This is a genomic window from Bradyrhizobium sp. 132 (genome assembly GCF_023074185.1).
GTDB lineage: Bacteria > Pseudomonadota > Alphaproteobacteria > Rhizobiales > Xanthobacteraceae > Bradyrhizobium.
Genome location: NZ_JADPKY010000103.1, coordinates 174,506 through 190,924, shown reverse-complemented (window position 1 = coordinate 190,924; position 16,419 = coordinate 174,506). Strand labels below are relative to the sequence as shown.

21 protein-coding genes, 1 pseudogene and 1 riboswitch are annotated in these 16,419 nt (G+C 63.6%); of the genes and pseudogenes, 5 read left to right on the top strand and 17 right to left on the bottom strand.

The window, feature by feature from the left end; translation table 11 throughout:
- Positions 1-120: 120 nt before the first annotated feature.
- A pseudogene (locus IVA74_RS21155) lies at positions 121-1,197 on the bottom strand (alpha/beta fold hydrolase).
- A gap of 125 nt (positions 1,198-1,322) precedes the next feature.
- Between IVA74_RS21155 and IVA74_RS21150 the strand changes: the two are divergent.
- A complete protein-coding gene (locus IVA74_RS21150; protein WP_247347817.1) occupies positions 1,323-1,589 on the top strand; it encodes a DUF2277 domain-containing protein in 267 nt (88 codons plus the stop codon).
- Positions 1,590-1,685: 96 nt separating this feature from the next.
- A complete protein-coding gene (locus IVA74_RS21145; RefSeq protein ID WP_247347816.1) occupies positions 1,686-1,901 on the top strand; it encodes a hypothetical protein in 216 nt (71 codons plus the stop codon).
- 9 nt (positions 1,902-1,910) lie between these two features.
- Here the strand turns inward: IVA74_RS21145 and IVA74_RS21140 are convergent, their stop codons facing one another.
- The 3 genes from IVA74_RS21140 to fabG form a co-directional block, all read right to left on the bottom strand.
- Positions 1,911-2,420, bottom strand: coding sequence for a collagen-like protein (locus IVA74_RS21140; RefSeq protein WP_247347815.1), 510 nt, complete (start codon positions 2,418-2,420; stop codon positions 1,911-1,913).
- Between the two features lie 111 nt (positions 2,421-2,531).
- On the bottom strand, positions 2,532-2,780 hold the full coding sequence (locus IVA74_RS21135; protein ID WP_247347814.1) for a helix-turn-helix domain-containing protein: 249 nt from the start codon (positions 2,778-2,780) through the stop codon (positions 2,532-2,534).
- A 203-nt stretch (positions 2,781-2,983) separates the two neighbouring features.
- Entirely contained in the window at positions 2,984-3,751 is a 768-nt protein-coding gene (gene fabG, locus IVA74_RS21130) for a 3-oxoacyl-ACP reductase FabG (protein ID WP_247347813.1), read from the bottom strand.
- A gap of 111 nt (positions 3,752-3,862) precedes the next feature.
- Here fabG and IVA74_RS21125 point away from each other — a divergent pair, with 111 nt between their 5' ends.
- On the top strand, positions 3,863-4,348 hold the full coding sequence (locus IVA74_RS21125; RefSeq protein ID WP_247347812.1) for a J domain-containing protein: 486 nt from the start codon (positions 3,863-3,865) through the stop codon (positions 4,346-4,348).
- Between the two features lie 4 nt (positions 4,349-4,352).
- Here the strand turns inward: IVA74_RS21125 and IVA74_RS21120 are convergent, their stop codons facing one another.
- The 3 genes from IVA74_RS21120 to IVA74_RS21110 form a co-directional block, all read right to left on the bottom strand.
- Entirely contained in the window at positions 4,353-4,988 is a 636-nt protein-coding gene (locus IVA74_RS21120; protein ID WP_247347811.1) for a hypothetical protein, read from the bottom strand.
- 261 nt (positions 4,989-5,249) lie between these two features.
- A complete protein-coding gene (locus IVA74_RS21115) occupies positions 5,250-5,510 on the bottom strand; it encodes a hypothetical protein (RefSeq protein ID WP_247347810.1) in 261 nt (86 codons plus the stop codon).
- A 141-nt stretch (positions 5,511-5,651) separates the two neighbouring features.
- Positions 5,652-6,038 (bottom strand): RidA family protein, encoded by a 387-nt coding sequence (locus IVA74_RS21110; RefSeq protein ID WP_247347809.1) that lies wholly within the window; start codon positions 6,036-6,038, stop codon positions 5,652-5,654.
- A 442-nt stretch (positions 6,039-6,480) separates the two neighbouring features.
- Between IVA74_RS21110 and IVA74_RS21105 the strand changes: the two genes are divergently transcribed.
- On the top strand, positions 6,481-6,915 hold the full coding sequence (locus tag IVA74_RS21105) for a hypothetical protein (RefSeq protein WP_247347808.1): 435 nt from the start codon (positions 6,481-6,483) through the stop codon (positions 6,913-6,915).
- A gap of 149 nt (positions 6,916-7,064) precedes the next feature.
- On the opposite strand, the gene IVA74_RS21100 is transcribed toward IVA74_RS21105, so the two are convergent.
- A complete protein-coding gene (locus IVA74_RS21100; RefSeq protein ID WP_247347807.1) occupies positions 7,065-7,775 on the bottom strand; it encodes a glutathione S-transferase family protein in 711 nt (236 codons plus the stop codon).
- 174 nt (positions 7,776-7,949) lie between these two features.
- Here IVA74_RS21100 and IVA74_RS21095 point away from each other — a divergent pair, with 174 nt between their 5' ends.
- A complete protein-coding gene (locus IVA74_RS21095; protein ID WP_247347806.1) occupies positions 7,950-8,678 on the top strand; it encodes an SDR family oxidoreductase in 729 nt (242 codons plus the stop codon).
- Between the two features lie 14 nt (positions 8,679-8,692).
- Here the strand turns inward: IVA74_RS21095 and IVA74_RS21090 are convergent, their stop codons facing one another.
- From IVA74_RS21090 to IVA74_RS21050, 9 genes are all read right to left on the bottom strand, one after another.
- On the bottom strand, positions 8,693-9,346 hold the full coding sequence (locus IVA74_RS21090) for a glutathione S-transferase family protein (RefSeq protein ID WP_247347805.1): 654 nt from the start codon (positions 9,344-9,346) through the stop codon (positions 8,693-8,695).
- A gap of 306 nt (positions 9,347-9,652) precedes the next feature.
- Entirely contained in the window at positions 9,653-10,195 is a 543-nt protein-coding gene (locus tag IVA74_RS21085; RefSeq protein ID WP_247347804.1) for a mismatch-specific DNA-glycosylase, read from the bottom strand.
- 17 nt (positions 10,196-10,212) lie between these two features.
- Positions 10,213-10,626, bottom strand: a complete 414-nt coding sequence (locus IVA74_RS21080) for a hypothetical protein (RefSeq protein ID WP_247347803.1) — start codon at positions 10,624-10,626, stop codon at positions 10,213-10,215.
- A gap of 21 nt (positions 10,627-10,647) precedes the next feature.
- Positions 10,648-11,340 (bottom strand): FRG domain-containing protein, encoded by a 693-nt coding sequence (locus tag IVA74_RS21075; RefSeq protein ID WP_247347802.1) that lies wholly within the window; start codon positions 11,338-11,340, stop codon positions 10,648-10,650.
- Positions 11,341-11,348: 8 nt separating this feature from the next.
- Positions 11,349-13,247 (bottom strand): phosphomethylpyrimidine synthase ThiC, encoded by a 1,899-nt coding sequence (gene thiC / locus IVA74_RS21070; RefSeq protein WP_247347801.1) that lies wholly within the window; start codon positions 13,245-13,247, stop codon positions 11,349-11,351.
- A gap of 191 nt (positions 13,248-13,438) precedes the next feature.
- The gene (locus IVA74_RS21065; RefSeq protein ID WP_247347800.1) at positions 13,439-14,047 is read right to left on the bottom strand and encodes a thiamine phosphate synthase; all 609 of its coding nucleotides are present in this window, start codon (positions 14,045-14,047) and stop codon (positions 13,439-13,441) included.
- Positions 14,034-14,816: a thiazole synthase gene (locus tag IVA74_RS21060; RefSeq protein ID WP_247347799.1), complete on the bottom strand. Its 783-nt coding sequence runs from the start codon at positions 14,814-14,816 to the stop codon at positions 14,034-14,036. The genes IVA74_RS21065 and IVA74_RS21060 overlap by 14 nt, the downstream gene beginning before the upstream one ends.
- A gap of 154 nt (positions 14,817-14,970) precedes the next feature.
- Positions 14,971-15,168 (bottom strand): sulfur carrier protein ThiS, encoded by a 198-nt coding sequence (gene thiS, locus IVA74_RS21055; RefSeq protein ID WP_247330056.1) that lies wholly within the window; start codon positions 15,166-15,168, stop codon positions 14,971-14,973.
- Between the two features lie 7 nt (positions 15,169-15,175).
- Positions 15,176-16,186 carry an FAD-dependent oxidoreductase gene (locus IVA74_RS21050; protein ID WP_247347798.1) on the bottom strand — a complete coding sequence of 337 codons (1,011 nt, stop codon included), beginning with the start codon at positions 16,184-16,186 and terminating at the stop codon, positions 15,176-15,178.
- Positions 16,174-16,302, bottom strand: a riboswitch (TPP riboswitch). Its footprint overlaps the gene before it by 13 nt.
- Positions 16,303-16,419 lie beyond the last annotated feature (117 nt).

Below are 16,419 nucleotides of genomic sequence, written 5' to 3'. Positions count from 1 at the left end.
GTCGATTCGTATCGTTGATGCGATTAAGCCCGAGCTGTCAGCGCATTGCATGCTCAAATAGTATGCGGCGTCGAGGCGCCGCATATGATGCATCGCGATATGGCTGCGAGCCTGGCAATCCTACATCGTCCGCTGCGGCGCGGTTTGTAGAAACTGCCGGACCTGCTCGCTGTAGAATTTTGCGTTGCCCGTGGTGCCGTGGCCGCGCGTCTCGGTGCTCCCTGGAATCAGGTAGAGACGCCCATTCTTGACCCGCTTCATCGCAGAGTCCGTGATGCCGGTCTCGGGCGGGTTGCGCTCGTCGTCGGCAGAATTGATCAGCAGCAGCGAGGCCTCGATCTGCTCCAGCTTCTCGCCGGCATTGTAGTCATGCGAGGACTCCCACTGGTAGAGGAAGTCGTTGGCATCTGCCGCGTTCGGCATGGCCAGCCGATCGTCGACGATCTTGTCGGCCTTGGCTGCCGTCGGCGCTTGCGATTGATAGGCCAGCGTGCCGCCAATGCTCGCGATGCCGTAGGCGGCGATCGCGTATTTCATCATGCGCGGCTGGCCGGTATAGCTGCCGCCATTGTAGTCGGGATCGCTGCGGATGGTGTCGAGCATGATCCGCCGCAGCATCCAGTTGCGCGACGCCATCTCGGTCGGCTGCGAGGCCATCGGCACCAGCGCGTCCATCGCCTTCGGATATTTCTCACCCCACATCCAGGTCTGCATGCCGCCCAATTAATTACCGATGACGAGCCGCAGGTGCTTGACCCCGAGCCCTTCCGTCACCAGGCGATACTGCGCCTCGACCATGTCGTCGTAATCGTATTTCGGAAAGCTCGTCTTCATTCCGTCGGACGGTTTTGACGATTTGCCATGGCCGATATTGTCGGGGATGATGATGTAATATTTGGAGGCATCGAGTGGCTGCCCCGCGCCGAACAGCTCGCCGGCAAAGGCGGGCGACAGCATGCTCGCGCCCGAGCCGCCGGTGCCGTGCAGCACCAGTACCGGCTGGCCCGAGGGCTCGCCGACGGTGGTGTAGTGCAGCTTCAGCTCCGGCATGGTCTCGCCGGTGTGGAATTTGAAATCCCTGGCGATCCAGTCGCCCTGCTTCGGCGCGGGATAATCGGCCGCCAATGCGGATGTCGAGATGGCCGACAACGAGACGGACAACAGGATGGCTGACAGCGCCGCGCAAGAAGCTTTCATGTCGATTTCCCCATGCGGCTCATGGTCGGCGGCCGCGTTGCGGCGGAACTTAGCAGAACTGTCCGGAAGGATGTAGGATTTCGCTGTCGTCGATCGTCTTCAAGGGAAGCATCAGGAGAGACTGCATGTGCCGCAACATCAAGACGCTGTTCAATTTCGAGCCGCCGGCGACGGAGGATGAGATCCACGCCAGTGCGATCCAGTTCGTGCGAAAACTGTCCGGCTTCAATAAGCCGTCGCAGGCCAATGAGGCGGCCTTCGACCGCGCCGTGGCGGAGGTCTCGGAGGTCGCGCGAAAACTCCTGACGTCGCTGCACACTCATGCGCCGGCGCGCGATCGGGAAGTCGAGGCGGACAAGGCGAAGGAACGCTCGCGGCTGCGTTTCGGTTAGGCGGCCTCGAACGTCGTTCCGTGATCTGCCTCACGGTGAAAGCGGTTTCAACGCGCGATGATGTTCGCCGGGCTTTTGATACCCCGGAGCACGACCATGAGCCGCCCCCTTCTTCCGCTGAAAGCAGGTGCCATCGTTTTCACGCTGCTGTGGACCGCGTGGATGACGTGGTGGAGCGGCTCGTCCTCGAGCGCGAGCATCGTAGTCCTCGCCTTCTGCGGCGCAGCAGTCGGCTATCTCTGGTACCGCGCCATGCGCTGGCAGTTCGAGCGCATGGGCATGCTGCCGCGACGCGAGAACGGGACGAAATAGATTCGTCTGTCAGTCCTTGTGGCCGTGCTTCTTCTTTTTCTTCTTCTTCCTGTGATCATCGCCTTCGCTGCCGTCGTCCCCGTCATCGAGGGGCACGTCGTCGACCTCCTGCACGGCGGCCTCCAGCGCCTCGCGCTCGGCAGCTTCATGCTCGCGCTGGCGGCGGCGTTCGTCCCAGGCGTCGAAAAGCTGATCGAGCCACGGCAACACTTGTTCGATCGACGGCAATTGGCCCGGAGGCCCGGCTTCACCACGCGGGCCCTGCGGGCCGGCGGGGCCTTGTGGGCCGGCTGATCCCTGCGCGCCGGCTGCCCCGCGCGGGCCGGCTTCGCCCTGCTTGCCTTGCGGGCCGGGCTTGCCCAGCGGTCCGGCCTTTCCGATCGGGCCCGGCTTGCCCTCTGGCCCGGGCTTGCCGCGCGCGCCGTCCGGTCCCCGCTTGCCTGGATGACCCTGTGGTCCCGGCCGTCCCGGTTCGCCCTGACGTCCGCGCGGTCCCTGCCGTTTTTGTTCGTCTGCCACGCCACTGCTCCCTCTGCGGAAGCCGGCTACTTAGCGGCCTTTGACGGCAGCGGCAATTCCGCCCGGCATTGCGCAGGGTTTGATCAACATCAATCGGCTGCACGTCACGCGCTAGTCGTGATAGGCAGGGACCTCGATGCCGGAGGCGGCATAGATCCTGATCTTGTTGCGCAACGTGCGCACCGACAGGCCGAGCACGCGCGACGCGCGCGTCCGGTTGCCGTTGCAGCGCGCGAGTGTCTGGAGCACGAGCTCACGCTCGACCTCGTCGACGGTCGCGCCGATCAGCAGCGGAACGATCTGGTTCGGGGCAAGGAATTGCGCGCCCGGTTCGGACGTAGCGACATGAACAGTGGTCATCAAAACACCTCCCGATCGACGCCCGCTTCCATCTTTGGAAGCGGATCGAGAACCAACGACCCCCAAGCCGTAGATCTACGGTGGGCGGGTTTGGTTAATGAAAGGTTAACTGCGGGGCGATCGCACCAATTGACCTCAGGATTGCCGCGAAGGCGCCGCGATTGGCGCGAGATGCATCGTGATGCGGGCATATCTCGCCCCGCTCACACCGTCCGGTATCCGCCGTCCACCATCACGATCGTTCCCGTGACGTAGGCCGACATATCCGACGCGAGAAAGATCGCGGGGCCCACGATGTCCTCGGGCTTGCCGGTGCGCGCCAGCGGGGTGTGATCGACGAAGGCCTGCACCAGCGCCGGATTCGTCGCGCGCACATTGGCGTTGATGTTGGTCTCGATGAAGCCCGGCCCGATCGCATTGACGCGCACGCCCTCCTTGCCGAGCTCGACCGCGAGCGCCTTGGTGAAGCCGAGCACGCCGTGCTTCGAGGTGGTGTAGGCCGCCGAACTCGGCGTGCGCAGATGCACGAAGGACTGGATCGAGCCGATATTGACGATGCGACCCTTAGCTGCGCGCAACGGGCTGAGGAACGCCTGCGTCATGTTGAAGACGCCGTTGAGGTTGAGCGAGATGATGTCGTTCCAGTCCTTCGCCACTGTCTCCGGCTCCGCGGTGAAGGCATTGCGGCGGGTGATGCCGGCATTGTTGACGAGGATCGAGACCTGCCCAACCTTGTCGGCGACCTGCTTGGCGAGCGCAAAACAGTCGTCGCGCTTGGTCACGTCGAGCGCAAAGCTCTCCGCCTTGCCGCCGGCCTTGCGGATTCCCTCGGCGGCTTCCGCGACCGTGTCGGCGTTGACGTCGAGCAGCACGATCCGCGCGCCTTCGCGTGCGTAGCCTTCCGCGATTGCCCGGCCAATGCCGGAACCGGCGCCCGTGACGACGGCGATATGGTTAGCGAGCAATGCCATGACAATTTCCTCCCGATTTCGCTTCTAAGTTTCATGAAAGGCTAACCCGAAATTAAGGGGTCGGAAACGGCGGCCTTGGCATACTGATCTTCATTGCTAAACGTTGCGCGCATGATGGAACGGCTTGAATCCTGGAAACTCGCACTCGAACGCCTGCGGTCGTCGCAAGGCGCCGATTGGGCCGAGGCGGGCCGGCTCGTCGCCGAGATCGTGCGGATGAGCACCGATACCATGCTGCGCCTGGCCGCCGAGCAGGCGCTGCCGGTGCTGCGCCAGGCCGTGGACAATGACGATCACAGCGTCACGCTGGCGGCCCAGCGGCGCATCGGCGTGGTCCTCGAGGTCGTTCATGATCTCACCGCGCCGCGCTTCGGCCGCCGCAACGCCATGCCGAAAAAACTGTCCAGCGAGGATCGCGCCCGCAAGGTGCTCGGCCTGCCGCTCGCCGTGCAGCTCACCTGCGAGGACATCAACCAGGCCTATCGCCGCGCGGCCAAGGGCATGCACCCCGACCAGGGCGGCAGCGCCGAAGCCTTCATCGACCTCGCCGCCGCGCGCGATGTCCTGATCCATCCCCGCGCGTACAAGGACGCGTGAGAGCTCAGCTCTTGTTCACGCAGCTCGGATAGGGCGCGGCTTCGCCCGCTACGATCGGGCAGAGCTCGATGGGGCTGAGTGCGCGCAAACGCGCCTGCCAGCGGTCGTCGTTCACGGGCGGCTCGTCGCTTTCGGGGCCGCGCTCGGCCCACTGGATGGTGTAATAGTCGGTCGTACCCTTCAAGGTGACCAGGAGCGCGGTCTCGCTGTGCCGGGTCGGGCCGCTGTCGACGCGGCCGCAGCCGATCACGGCGACGAAACCTTCGAAGCGGCCGAACGTGGTGGTGCCGAGCGGTCTTGCCGCAAAGCTGTCGGGGCAGGCGGATTTGAAACCGCCTGCGATCGAGCCCGCGAATTTCTCCGGCGATGAACCTGGAGTGAGCGTCATGCCCTTCTCGCCTGTCACGGTGATCATCTCGGTCCAGCGTTCCGGCGTCTCGCCCTTCAGCACCGCCTCGCGGATGTAGTGGCCGTCCGCGGTGTTCTCGAACACCGCGGAAAAATTCGACGGCATCGCGAAGCTGACCAGCTGGCCGAAGATTGGCGAGATCACGCGAAAGGATTGCGGGGCCTGCGCGTACGCCGTTGCAGCGAGCAGGAGCGATGCGGCGAGAATCGTTGTTGTCGCCGGTGCGCGCATCGATTGGCTCCAAAGCCACGAGGTAAAAAAACGAGCGGGCAAGGATGCTAGCATCGCATCCTTGCTGGGGAGGGGTGGTGCGAGACGCTTTTTGGGGGGGCGCGCCCCGGACAAGATGTGAGTAGTTCCGCCAGGTGGCCAGGTTCAAAGCGCGTGCGCGGAAAATGCGTGACTTCGGCCGAAAACCAGCGGCGCGTCCAAAAAGAAAAGGGCGGACCGCTTGCGCAATCCGCCCTCAAAATATGATCTGTCGTGTAAGGCTCAGAGCGTGCAGCGGCGCTCCGCGCGCAGCTTGATCTGGAGGTCCGAGGCGGCCGTGAAGGTCGGGAGCGGCTTGCTGACGACCTTGTAGGTCGAGACACCCCACTGGAACGGCTTGTACTTGAGGTCCTCGTTCCAGACCTGGCAGATGCCGGTGTTGTCCCAGCGGATCACGTAATAGCCGACCGCGGCAGAGGCCGGCACGGCGAACACGGAGGTGGCGATGCCGGCAACGGCACAGAGGGCGAGAACGCGACGCATGAAATATCTCCTGATGGGAACGTGAGAAGGAAACTGGTGCGGCAAATCTGCGCGGCTGGCAAGCGGGGCGCTGACCGTTCACGGATATGTCAGCCGTTCGCCGGTTGTTCGGTCGACCCTTATTCCTTGACTGTCGCTTGATTACCCCTTGGCCAGCGACGCCACCGCCTCGATCTCGATCAGCATCTTCGGATCGGGCAGCGCCTGGACCACGCAGGTGGTGCGGGCGGGGTAGGGTGGTGGGCCGAAGGCGCCGGCGTAGAGCGCGTTCATGGCGGCGACGTCGGAGGCGCGGGTCAGGAGCACGTTGACCTTGACGAGATCGCGGACGCCGGCGCCGGCCTCCTCCAGCACGCGCTTGATGTTGACGACGACGTTGGCGAACTGCGCCTCGAAGCCGTCGGGCAGCGCGCCGCCGGCGTCGAAGCCGGGAATGCCGGAGACGAACAGGAGATCACCGGCGCGCGTGGCAAAGGACAGCGGCGGAGCCTTGACGTGCGACGGGGGTGCGAAATGCTGGATCGGCATGGATCACCTCGAATGGACAGCTGGAGGCGGTAAGCGTAGCGGCAGGTCGGGCCCGCTCCAACAAAAAACGCGAAAACAACCCTATGCACAGTAGGCATCAAGCAGAAATCGTTGATCTTTTTGTTTCGGAAAAGCAAAATATTCATTTGCTCCGTCGGGCAAAACAGGGGCAGAATGGCATGATGGCAGTGGTGCCTGGTCGCGCCAAACTCCGCCGTCATGCCCCGGCTCGACCGGGGCATCCAGTACGCCGCGGCGTCTCGGTATCCCACCGCGATCTCTGGAATACTGGATCGTCCGGTCAAGCCGGACGATGACAGTTGAGCGTGTGCTACAGACCGCGATTCACGCCCACCCCATCATGTTGCCGCCGCGATGCATCGGATACATTCGCCGCGTCTGATTCGATTCCCTCCTTGAAAAATAGCCCCCGGAGACCTCCATGAAGATCGCATCCGCCTTCCGCGCCGCGCTGCTCGGCATTGCAGCGCTGGCCGGCCTCTCGACCTCGGCGCTGGCCGACGGCGGCACCGTGGTGCTGACGATCTACAAGGCGGGCTGGATCATCGGCGGGTCCGGCGGCTCGGGCGTGCTGAGCTTCCGCGGCCGCTCCTATTCGCTCTCGACCGGCGGGCTCGATTACGGCCTGGTCTTCGGCGGCTCCAAGACCGTGCTGCGCGGCCGCGTCTCCAACATCAACCGGCCCTCCGACATCGCCGGCGTCTACGGCGCCGCCGGTGCGGGCATCGCGATCGGCCGCGGCGCCCGCGCCATCGTGCTGACCAACCAGAAGGGCGCCGTGCTCGAGCTGTCCGGCACACAGGTAGGCCTGATGGCGAATGCCGATCTGAGCGGGCTCGCGATCACGATGCGGTAGGGCGTGTAGAGGGGGCAAAGGCGCGCAAGCACCGTGCCCCTCATTGCGGTGTTAGACCCTCATGGTGAGGAGGCGCGTAGCGCCGTCTCGAACCATGCGGGCCCGTCTCGCCCGCGGCCATCCTTCGAGACGATCGCTTCGCGATCTCCTCAGGATGAGGTCTGTGGTTGCGGCGTCACCGCCGCATGAATCCGCCCGCAATGCGCGACGAGATTTGTGTGCGGATCGACGAACGCCTTCAGCGGCGTCGGGATTGGGAAGTAATAGATGTTGGCGATGAAGCCGTAGATGCCGGCATCGATGCTGGTCGGTCGCTCGCCATGCACGAAGCCGGTCGCCGGCACGATCTCGGCCAGCACCTGCAGATCGGCGAGCCCCCGCGCGTAAGCCTGCTCGGGCGTATAGCGGCCGATGCCCTGGAAATGATAGCGCTGCGAATTATACGCCTTCGCCTTCTCGAATCCTGTCGCGTCGATCTGCTTGTGCTGCGCGATGAAGGCGTCGCGAAACGCCGGATAATAGCGCTCGTCCTTCCAGCGCGAATACGACATCACCCAGTAGAGATCGTCGAGCATGCGCGTGACGAGATGATTGGTCCGCCTCTGCTCCGCAGTTAGCGCTGCATCGATGGTGAGGCGGTACTTCGCGATCGCGTGCGCGATGATGGTCTCGCTGTCGCCGATCGTCTCGCCGTCGTCCACGATATAGGGCAGCTGCCCGCGCGGCGCGGCGGAGGCGTCGAACACGTGCTCATGCACGAACGGTACGCCCGCGAGCTTCAGGAAGGCATAGACCTTGAGGCCGTAGCCGTTGTTGTCGGCGACGCCGAACAGGTCTGGATAGGAATAGAGGGTCAGCATGGGATGCTCCTCGAGTTGAGTCGTATCGCCGCGGTGACGGGCTTGCAACAGTCCCGCGCTTTGTGCGCCGCCTCCTTCGGCGGACGATGGCATCGTCGCCGGTTTGTCCCCGACAACGCCGCCACGGATCGCTATACTCCGGATCCTGGTGACCTCGGCAAGATGGGGATCCCTATGGCGAGAGACTTGCAAGGCAAGGTTGCGGCCGTGACCGGCGCCGCGTCGGGCATCGGATTGGCCAGCACCGAGGCGATGTTGGCCGCGGGCGCGCGCGTGGTGATGGTCGACCGCGACGAGGCCGCGCTGAAGGCGCTCGGCGACAAGCATGGCGACGCAGTGATCCCGCTGCTCGTCGACCTGCTGGACCCAAAGGATTGCGCAACGCTGCTGCCGCGCGTTCTGGAGAAGGCCGGCCAGCTCGACATCCTGCATGCGAATGCGGGCACCTATGTCGGTGGCGATCTGGTCGATGCCGACACCATGGCGGTCGACCGGATGCTGAACCTGAATATCAACGTCGTGATGAAAAACGTGCACGACGTGCTGCCGCACATGATCGCGCGCCGGACCGGCGACATCATCGTCACGAGTTCGCTGGCGGCGCATTTTCCGACGCCGTGGGAGCCGGTCTATGCATCGTCCAAATGGGCGATCAACTGCTTTGTCCAGACGGTGCGGCGCCAGGTCTTCAAGGACGGCATCCGCGTCGGCTCGATCTCGCCCGGCCCGGTTGTCAGCGCACTGCTCGCGGACTGGCCGCCGGAGAAGCTGAAGGAAGCCAGGGAATCGGGAAGCCTGCTGGAGGCCAGCGAAGTGGCTGACGTCGTGATGTTCATGTTGACGCGGCCGCGCGGCATGACAATTCGTGACGTGGTGATGCTGCCGACCAATTTCGATCTTTAGAGCGCCAACCGCCCCTACGAACCCTTCGATCCGGCGATGAAAACCGCCAGTTGAGCGTCGAAAGCGCGCCTGAAGGCCGGCCGCGCTTCGCCGCGGGCGACATAGGTGGCGATGCCGGGATATTCGTCCAGTAGGCCCGAGGCGTTCAACCGGCGCAGCACCGTCACCATCATGAGATCGCCGGCGCTGAATGCGCCGTCGAGCCAATCGGCATCGCCGAGGCGACGGGACAATTCGCCGAGCCTGACGCGGACGCGATCCTTCAGGACCGGCAGGCGCTCCGCGTACCAGCTCTTGTCGCGCTCGAACAGCATGGCCATCCCGAGCTCGACGATCGGCGGCTCCAGCGTGCTCAGCGCGGCAAACATCCACGCGATCGCGCGCGCCCGGGCGTTTGCATCCTCCGGCAGCAGCCCGGCATGGCGGTCGGCAATATGGAGCACGATGGCGCCGGATTCGAACAGCGTGAGATCGCCGTCCTCATAGGTCGGGATCTGCCCGAACGGATGCAGCGTGCGATGCGCCGACTCTTTCATCGCTTTGAACGAAACCAGTCGCACGTCGTAGGGCTGACCCACTTCTTCGAGCGCCCAGCGAACACGCATGTCACGCGCCTGCCCCTTGCCGCGGTCGGGCGAGCTTTCGAAGGCGGTGATGGTGGGGGGCATTTGAGGTCTCCATTCGTCGTCATTGCGAGCGCAGCGAAGCAATCCAGATTGCCACCGCGGAGACAGTCTGGATTGCTTCGTCGCAGGAGTTCCTCGCAATGACGATGGTGCGGCGGTGCGCCGCTTGGTTTAGATTTTGCTTCCAGAGGACGAACGGCGGGGACAGTTTCCGACAGACTATCTCGATTTCTGGGACGTATGCGAAGCCAAACCCTCATGGTGAGGAGGCGCGAAGCGCCGTCTCGAACCATGCAGGTCCGCATCTCGCCCGCGGCGATCCTTCGAGACGCCTGCTTCGCAGGCTCCTCAGGATGAGGTCGGTGGGTGTTGGGCGTCTGGTGCAGCGACCCACGCCGCAAGCTCGCGCCACGGCTCCAGCGTCCAATGCCCAGACGCAGCGCCAGAAGGCGAGGGCAGCACGAACACCTCCGCCGGAAACACATCCCGCTGCTGCCGCCCCAGCGAAATCACGCTGGACGGCCTGCCATAAAACAAGCTCGCAGCCTTCTTGCTCGTGAACGCGATGGTCATCGGCCGATATTTCTCGATCTTGGCCCTGAACGCCGGCACGTCGATCGATGCGGCCTCGATCTGATGATCCATTCCGGCGCCCGACTTGGAGAGATCGGTGAAGCCGATCCCGAGCTCAAGCAGCGCGGCGAACTCGCCCGGCTGATAGCGCCGCGGCGTGATGCCGGCCTCATGGATCGCACGCCAGAAGCGATTGCCGGGATGGCCGTAGTAGTGCCCGAGTTCGGCCGAGCGGGTGCTGGCGGCGGTGCCGACGAAGACGAGGCGGAGGTTGGGAAGGAGCTGGTCGGGGAGGCGGTGGGGGGAGATCTTAGGCAAATCACAGGTGGCAGCCATTATTCCGACGGCTCTGTTGGTTCGATGCTTTCTTCATCCTTCTTTTTGATGACATCAGTCCATCTCTTTCGTCCCCCGTTCGCCTTGGGCCTACTTAACAGAAATTCTTCTTTGATTTGCGAGGCAAGTGAAGGAAGGCCGGGAAACATCGAACTCTCGGAAATACCTAGCTTAGCAAGGTCGGTCCGAATACTGGCTTTGTGTCGAACCGACACGTACCAGTATCGTAAATCTGAGTCTTCACTGCCGCCTCGGTCGTACAGTGGCGGTTCGGCAGTGAACACGGATTGTTGGACGATGACTCTTTGATCGAGATGTGGCGGTCTGACGAGCTCGATCTGGTCCAACGTAAAGGGATCGCTGGTCGATGAAAGATCAATTGCTTTTGCGCCGTGATGATAAGCGTAAATCATTCCATCGTTAGCCGTTTCATGCTAGTCGCGAACGGCGAAGAACAAAGAAACAAGAGGATTCTCGGTCCAATCCAATAATCGGGTAGGGAGGCCAAAATGCTGAGATAGAACTAGCCACTCCCAGTCAGAGGTTGGAGGTGAGGGCAAGAAGGCGCGCGCCCGCCGCTTAAATTCATCGAGGAACCACCGTTCTCTCCCAACTAATTGTTCGGAGTCGGAAGTAGTAGTGTCCGAAAACCGATGCACTCCGGCCTTGAGGCTCCAGAACGCTGAGCTATGGCCTCGAAAAATCCAATCTCTCTGGGTCGAAGCCTTTCTAATTGCCTCAAGTAGGTCGGCGACTGAACGGATGACGACAATGTCGCGCCGTTTCACCAAAGAGGCGAAGTAGTTCAGGGTGCCTTGTTTGACGAAATGATTTTCGCCGTAGACGAAGACCTCGTCGCCCTCAACGATCCGCCAAGCGATCCCGAGTTCATGGACATCTTCAGGCTGAATATAGAACGGAGTGACCTTCGTAGCGTCTTGCGTATCGCAATACTGAGAAACCCACCTCTCATCAAGCTCTCTGATGAGAGTGGCTTCGCAATCATGAGAATCGAATCCCGTCCCGTCCTCTTCGTACTTCTCCGCTGTGCGCTTTGAGCGCGCAGCAACGAAGCAGTTTTCCTCTGAGGAGGGCGTCTCAACCCAGTAGAGCTTGAAGGGTCGCATTGCCCCCCTCACAACACCCGATTGCTCTCCTTCACCTTCTCCGCATCCAGATACAAGTTCTCGCCCATCTCCTTGAACTTCGCGCTCATCTTGGCCATGCCGTCCTCGGCGGTTCCGCTCATCGACATCCCCACGCCGTTCGGATCGTTCAGCGTCGCGGCGTAGTCGCGCACGTCCTGCGTTATCTTCATCGAGCAGAATTTTGGGCCGCACATCGAGCAGAAATGCGCGACCTTGTGGGCTTCCTTCGGCAGGGTCTCGTCGTGGAAGTTCTTTGCGGTCTCGGGATCGAGGCCGAGGTTGAACTGGTCGCTCCAGCGGAAGTCGAAACGGGCGCGGGAGAGGGCGTCGTCGCGCAACTGCGCGGCCGGGTGGCCCTTGGCGAGATCGGACGCGTGGGCGGCGATCTTGTAGGTGATGACGCCGACCTTGACGTCGTTGCGGTCGGGCAGGCCGAGATGCTCCTTCGGCGTGACGTAGCAGAGCATGGCGCAGCCGAACCAGCCGATCATGGCCGCACCTATCCCTGAGGTGATGTGGTCATAGCCCGGCGCGATGTCGGTGGTCAGGGGCCCGAGGGTGTAGAACGGCGCTTCGCCGCACTCCTTGAGCTGCTTGTCCATGTTGATCTTGATCTTGTGCATCGGCACGTGGCCGGGGCCCTCGATCATGACCTGGCAGCCCTTGTCCCACGCGATCTTGGTGAGTTCTCCGAGCGTCTCGAGTTCGGCGAACTGCGCGCGGTCATTGGCGTCGGCGATCGAGCCCGGGCGCAGGCCGTCGCCGAGCGAGAACGAAACGTCATACTTGCGCATGAGGTCGCAGATCTCGTCGAAATGGGTGTAGAGGAAGCTCTCCTTGTGATGCGCCAGGCACCACTTCGCCATGATCGAGCCGCCGCGCGACACGATGCCGGTGACACGGTTGGCGGTGAGGTGAATGTACTGCAGGCGGACGCCGGCGTGGATGGTGAAATAGTCGACGCCCTGCTCGCACTGCTCGATCAGCGTGTCCTTGTAGAGCTCCCAGGTCAGCTTGACCGGATCGCCGTCGCACTTCTCCAGCGCCTGATAAATCGGAACGGTGCCGATCGGCACCGGTGCGTTGCGCAAAATCCATTCGCGGGTGGTGTGGATGTTGCGGCCCGTCGAGAGGTCCATCACGGTGTCGGCGCCCCAGCGGATCGCCCACACCATCTTCTCGACCTCTTCCTCGACCGACGACGTCACGGCCGAGTTGCCGATATTGGCGTTGATCTTGGTCAGGAAGTTGCGGCCGATGATCATCGGCTCGAGCTCGCTGTGGTTGATGTTGCAGGGAATGATGGCGCGGCCGCGCGCGATCTCGCTGCGCACGAACTCCGGGGTGATGAAGGCGGGGACTTCCGCGCCGAAGCTTTCGCCGTCGGCGAGCGCTGCCTCGGCGCGCTCGAGCTGCTCTTTGCGGCCGAGATTTTCGCGCGCGGCGACGTAGATCATCTCCTTGGTGATGATGCCGGCGCGGGCGAATTCGAGCTGCGTGATCATGTTGCCGTCGAGGCCGCGCAGCGGCTGGTGATAGGCGCTGAAGGCTCGCGCGGCCTTGTCGGTGGAGACGCTGCCGTTGTCTTCCGGCTTGATCTGACGGCCCTGATATTCCTCGACGCCGCCGCGCTCCAGCACCCAGGCCTTGCGGCCGCGCGCGAGGCCGGCGTTGACGTCGATGGTCACGCTTGGGTCGGTGTAGGGGCCCGAGGTGTCGTAGACCGGCAGGTTCGGCTCGCCGGCGCCTTCAGAGAGGATGATCTCGCGCAAGGGCACGCGGATATTAGGCGCGGCATCGGGCGAAGCGAAGATTTTTCGCGACGAGGGCAGCGGGCCGGTGGTGACGGCGGGGATGGTTTTTTCAGGGTTGGAGCGGATGTTCATGGGATCCTCCTTTGAATATGGTTTTGCGTCGTCGCGTGCTGTTCGTCATCCTGAGGTGCGAGCACTTGCAAGCCTCGAAGGATGGAGCCGGCCGTCGCCCTTCGAGGGCCGCCGAAGAAGCGGCCACACCTCCAGCGACAACGGCTCCGCCGTTGCGCAGGGGTGACGGGGAAAAGTCTGAGCGAGGCTCATCACGCCGCCTCCGCGGATAGGCCGAGCCATTGCCGCACCCGCGCATCCGGGTCGGCATTCTGGGTGACGTCGCTGACGACGGCGATGGAATCCGCGCCTGCCGCAAAGATCTCTGCGGCATGCTCGAACTTGATGCCGCCGATCGCGACCAGCGGGATGGGGCCGATCCGCTTCTTCCACTCCGGGATTTTTGGAATGCCCTGCGGCGCGAAGCGCATCGATTTGAGCGTGGTAAAGAAGATCGGGCCCAGCGCGACATAATCGGGTTTGGCGGCGAGCGCGGTCTCAAGCTCCGCCTCGTCATGGGTGGAGACGCCGAGCGACAGGCCGGCCTCGCGGATGGATTTGAGGTCGGCGTCCGCAAGATCCTCCTGGCCGAGATGCAGGTATTTTGCACCAGCGACGATCGCCGCGCGCCAGTAGTCGTTCACGACCAGCTTGGCTTGCGTGCCGTTCGTGATCGCCAGCGCGTCGCTGACGATTTGCAGCGCCTGCGAATCGTCGAGATCTTTCGCGCGCAGCTGGATGGTGCCGACCCCGAGCTTGGTCAGGCGCTCGACCCAGGCGAGGCTGTCGACGACGGGATAGAACGGATCAGGATACGGCATGCCAGAACGGGGTCCCAACGACAGGGGTGGAGGGGGAGGCGAAATCGCGGGCGTTCATCAGCCCGGCTTCGTATGCGGTGCGGCCGGCGTCGACGCCAAGGCGGAAGGCGTTGGCCATGGCGACGGGATCGGCGGCTTTTGCAATGGCGGTGTTGAGCAGCACGGCGTCGTAGCCGAGCTCGAGCGCCTCGGCCGCGTGCGACGGCGCGCCGATGCCGGCGTCGACCACCAGCGTGATGTCGGGCAGCCGCTCGCGCATCAGTTTTAGCGCGTCGCGGTTGGTGATGCCTTTCGCGCTGCCGATCGGCGCGGCCCACGGCATCACCACCTTGCAGCCGGCATCGACCAGCCGGTTCGCAACCGAAAGATCTTCGGTGCAATAGGGGAACACCTCGAAGCCGTCCTTGATCAGGATGGTGGCGGCCTCGACCAGGCCGACCACGTCGGGCTGCAGCGTGTCGTTGTCGGCGATCACTTCGAGCTTGATCCAGGACGTCGCAAACAATTCGCGTGCGAGCTTTGCCGTCGTCACCGCTTCGCGCACGCTGCGGCAGCCGGCGGTGTTCGGCAGCACGGTCACGTCGAGCGCGCGGATCAGCTTCCAGAACGCATCGCCGCTCTTGCCGCCGGCGGATTCGCGCCGCAGCGACACCGTGACGATGCTCGAGCCGGAGGCGCGGATCGCCGACTGCATGATCGCAGGCGAAGGATAGAGCGCGCTGCCGATCAGCAGGCGGGAGGCGAAGGTTTTGCCGTAGAAGGTCACCATGTGGGAGGTGTCTCCTCGATTGACCCTGTCATCCCCGCGAAGGCGGGGATCCAGTACGCCGCGGCCGCGCGGCTGGAACCGAGACGTCGCGGCGTACTGGATCGCCCGGTCAAGCCGGGCGATGACAGCGGAGTGTTTAGCGAGCGCATCCCCATTATCCTCCCTGCCGGGGCGTGATGATCTCGATCTCGTCGCCGGCTTTAAGATGGGTCTCGGCCCAGCGGCTTTTCGGCACGACGTCGTAGTTCAGCGCGATCGCGAAATGGGTGCCCTCGTAGTCGAGCTCGCTCAGCAGCGCGTCGACGCTGGCCGAGTTTATCTCGCGCTGCTCGCCGTTAACGATCACAAGCATTGGACGATCACGCGCATTGCATCACCTCATTGTCGATCTGGCCGCGCTCGATATAGGCGAGCGTCAGTTCGGCCAGAACAGGCGCGATCAGGAATCCGTGGCGGTAGAGCCCGTTCACACTGATCTTGCCGCCGCGAATGCCGATCCGCGGCAGATTGTCGGGGAAAGCGGGACGCAGGCCGGAGCCGAATTCGACGATGCGGGCCTCGCCGAAGGCGGGATGCACGGCATAGGCCGCGCCGAGCAGCTCCAGCGCCGAGCGCACGCTGACGCCGGTGTCCTCGGCCTCGATCGAGGTCGCGCCCAGCATGAACAGATTGTGCTCTCGCGGGATCACGTAGAGCGGCCAGCGCGGATGGATCAGCCGCACCGGGCGCGCAAGCTGCACCTCGTCCGTCTCGATCAGGATCATCTCGCCCTTGACGCCGCGCAAGTCGGGCTGATCTTCGCGCGCAGAAAGGCCGCGGCAGTCGATCACGATGCCGTCGAGATCCCCGGCGGAAACGTCGCTGTCGAACTTGATGGTGCCGCCGGCGGCGCGGATGCGCTCGTGCAGCTTCGGCAGCACGCGGCGCGGCTCGACATGGCCTTCGGTCGGAAAGAACAGCGCGTCGCGGAAGCGGCCTTCGAGCGACGGCTCGAGCTGGGCAAGACTGGCGGCATCGAGCCGGCGATGGCCCTCGGTCATCCGGGCAAAGCGCTCAAAATCGTTGCGCTCGCGCGGATGGGCGACGACCAGCGAGCCGTTGAAGGGGGTGTCAGGCAGCTCGCGCCGCCAGATGGCGAGCGAGCGCAGGCCGAGCCTGGAGATGATCGGCTCGGAAACTTCCGCCTCGCAATAAGGCGCGAGCATGCCGCCGGCCCAATGGCTGGTGGCATCGGTCATTTCGGCGTCACCGCGCTCGTGCAAGGTGACCGCGTGGCCGGCCTGCGCGAACAACAAGGCCTGCCAGGCGCCCGCAATGCCTGCGCCGATGATGGATATCGAAGAATCCGGTCGTTTGGTCGTCTGCAACATCCCTGTCCCTTCGCCGGCATGACCCGGATCAGGTTCAAAGGGTCACCGCGGTCCTGGGCCGGTTGGCCCATTTAGCGGTATCTCAGCTCCTCCTCGGAGCACCCCTCGGAACGGCTCTAATGTATGCCAGTGACGGGCTGTGTCAACGCGTTTGGCGGGAACTCCTCGTGCCCCGGAGGCGGCGCAGCATGCAGTGATGCGCTGCTGAGCCGGGGCCCATTGCTGTGGGAGTA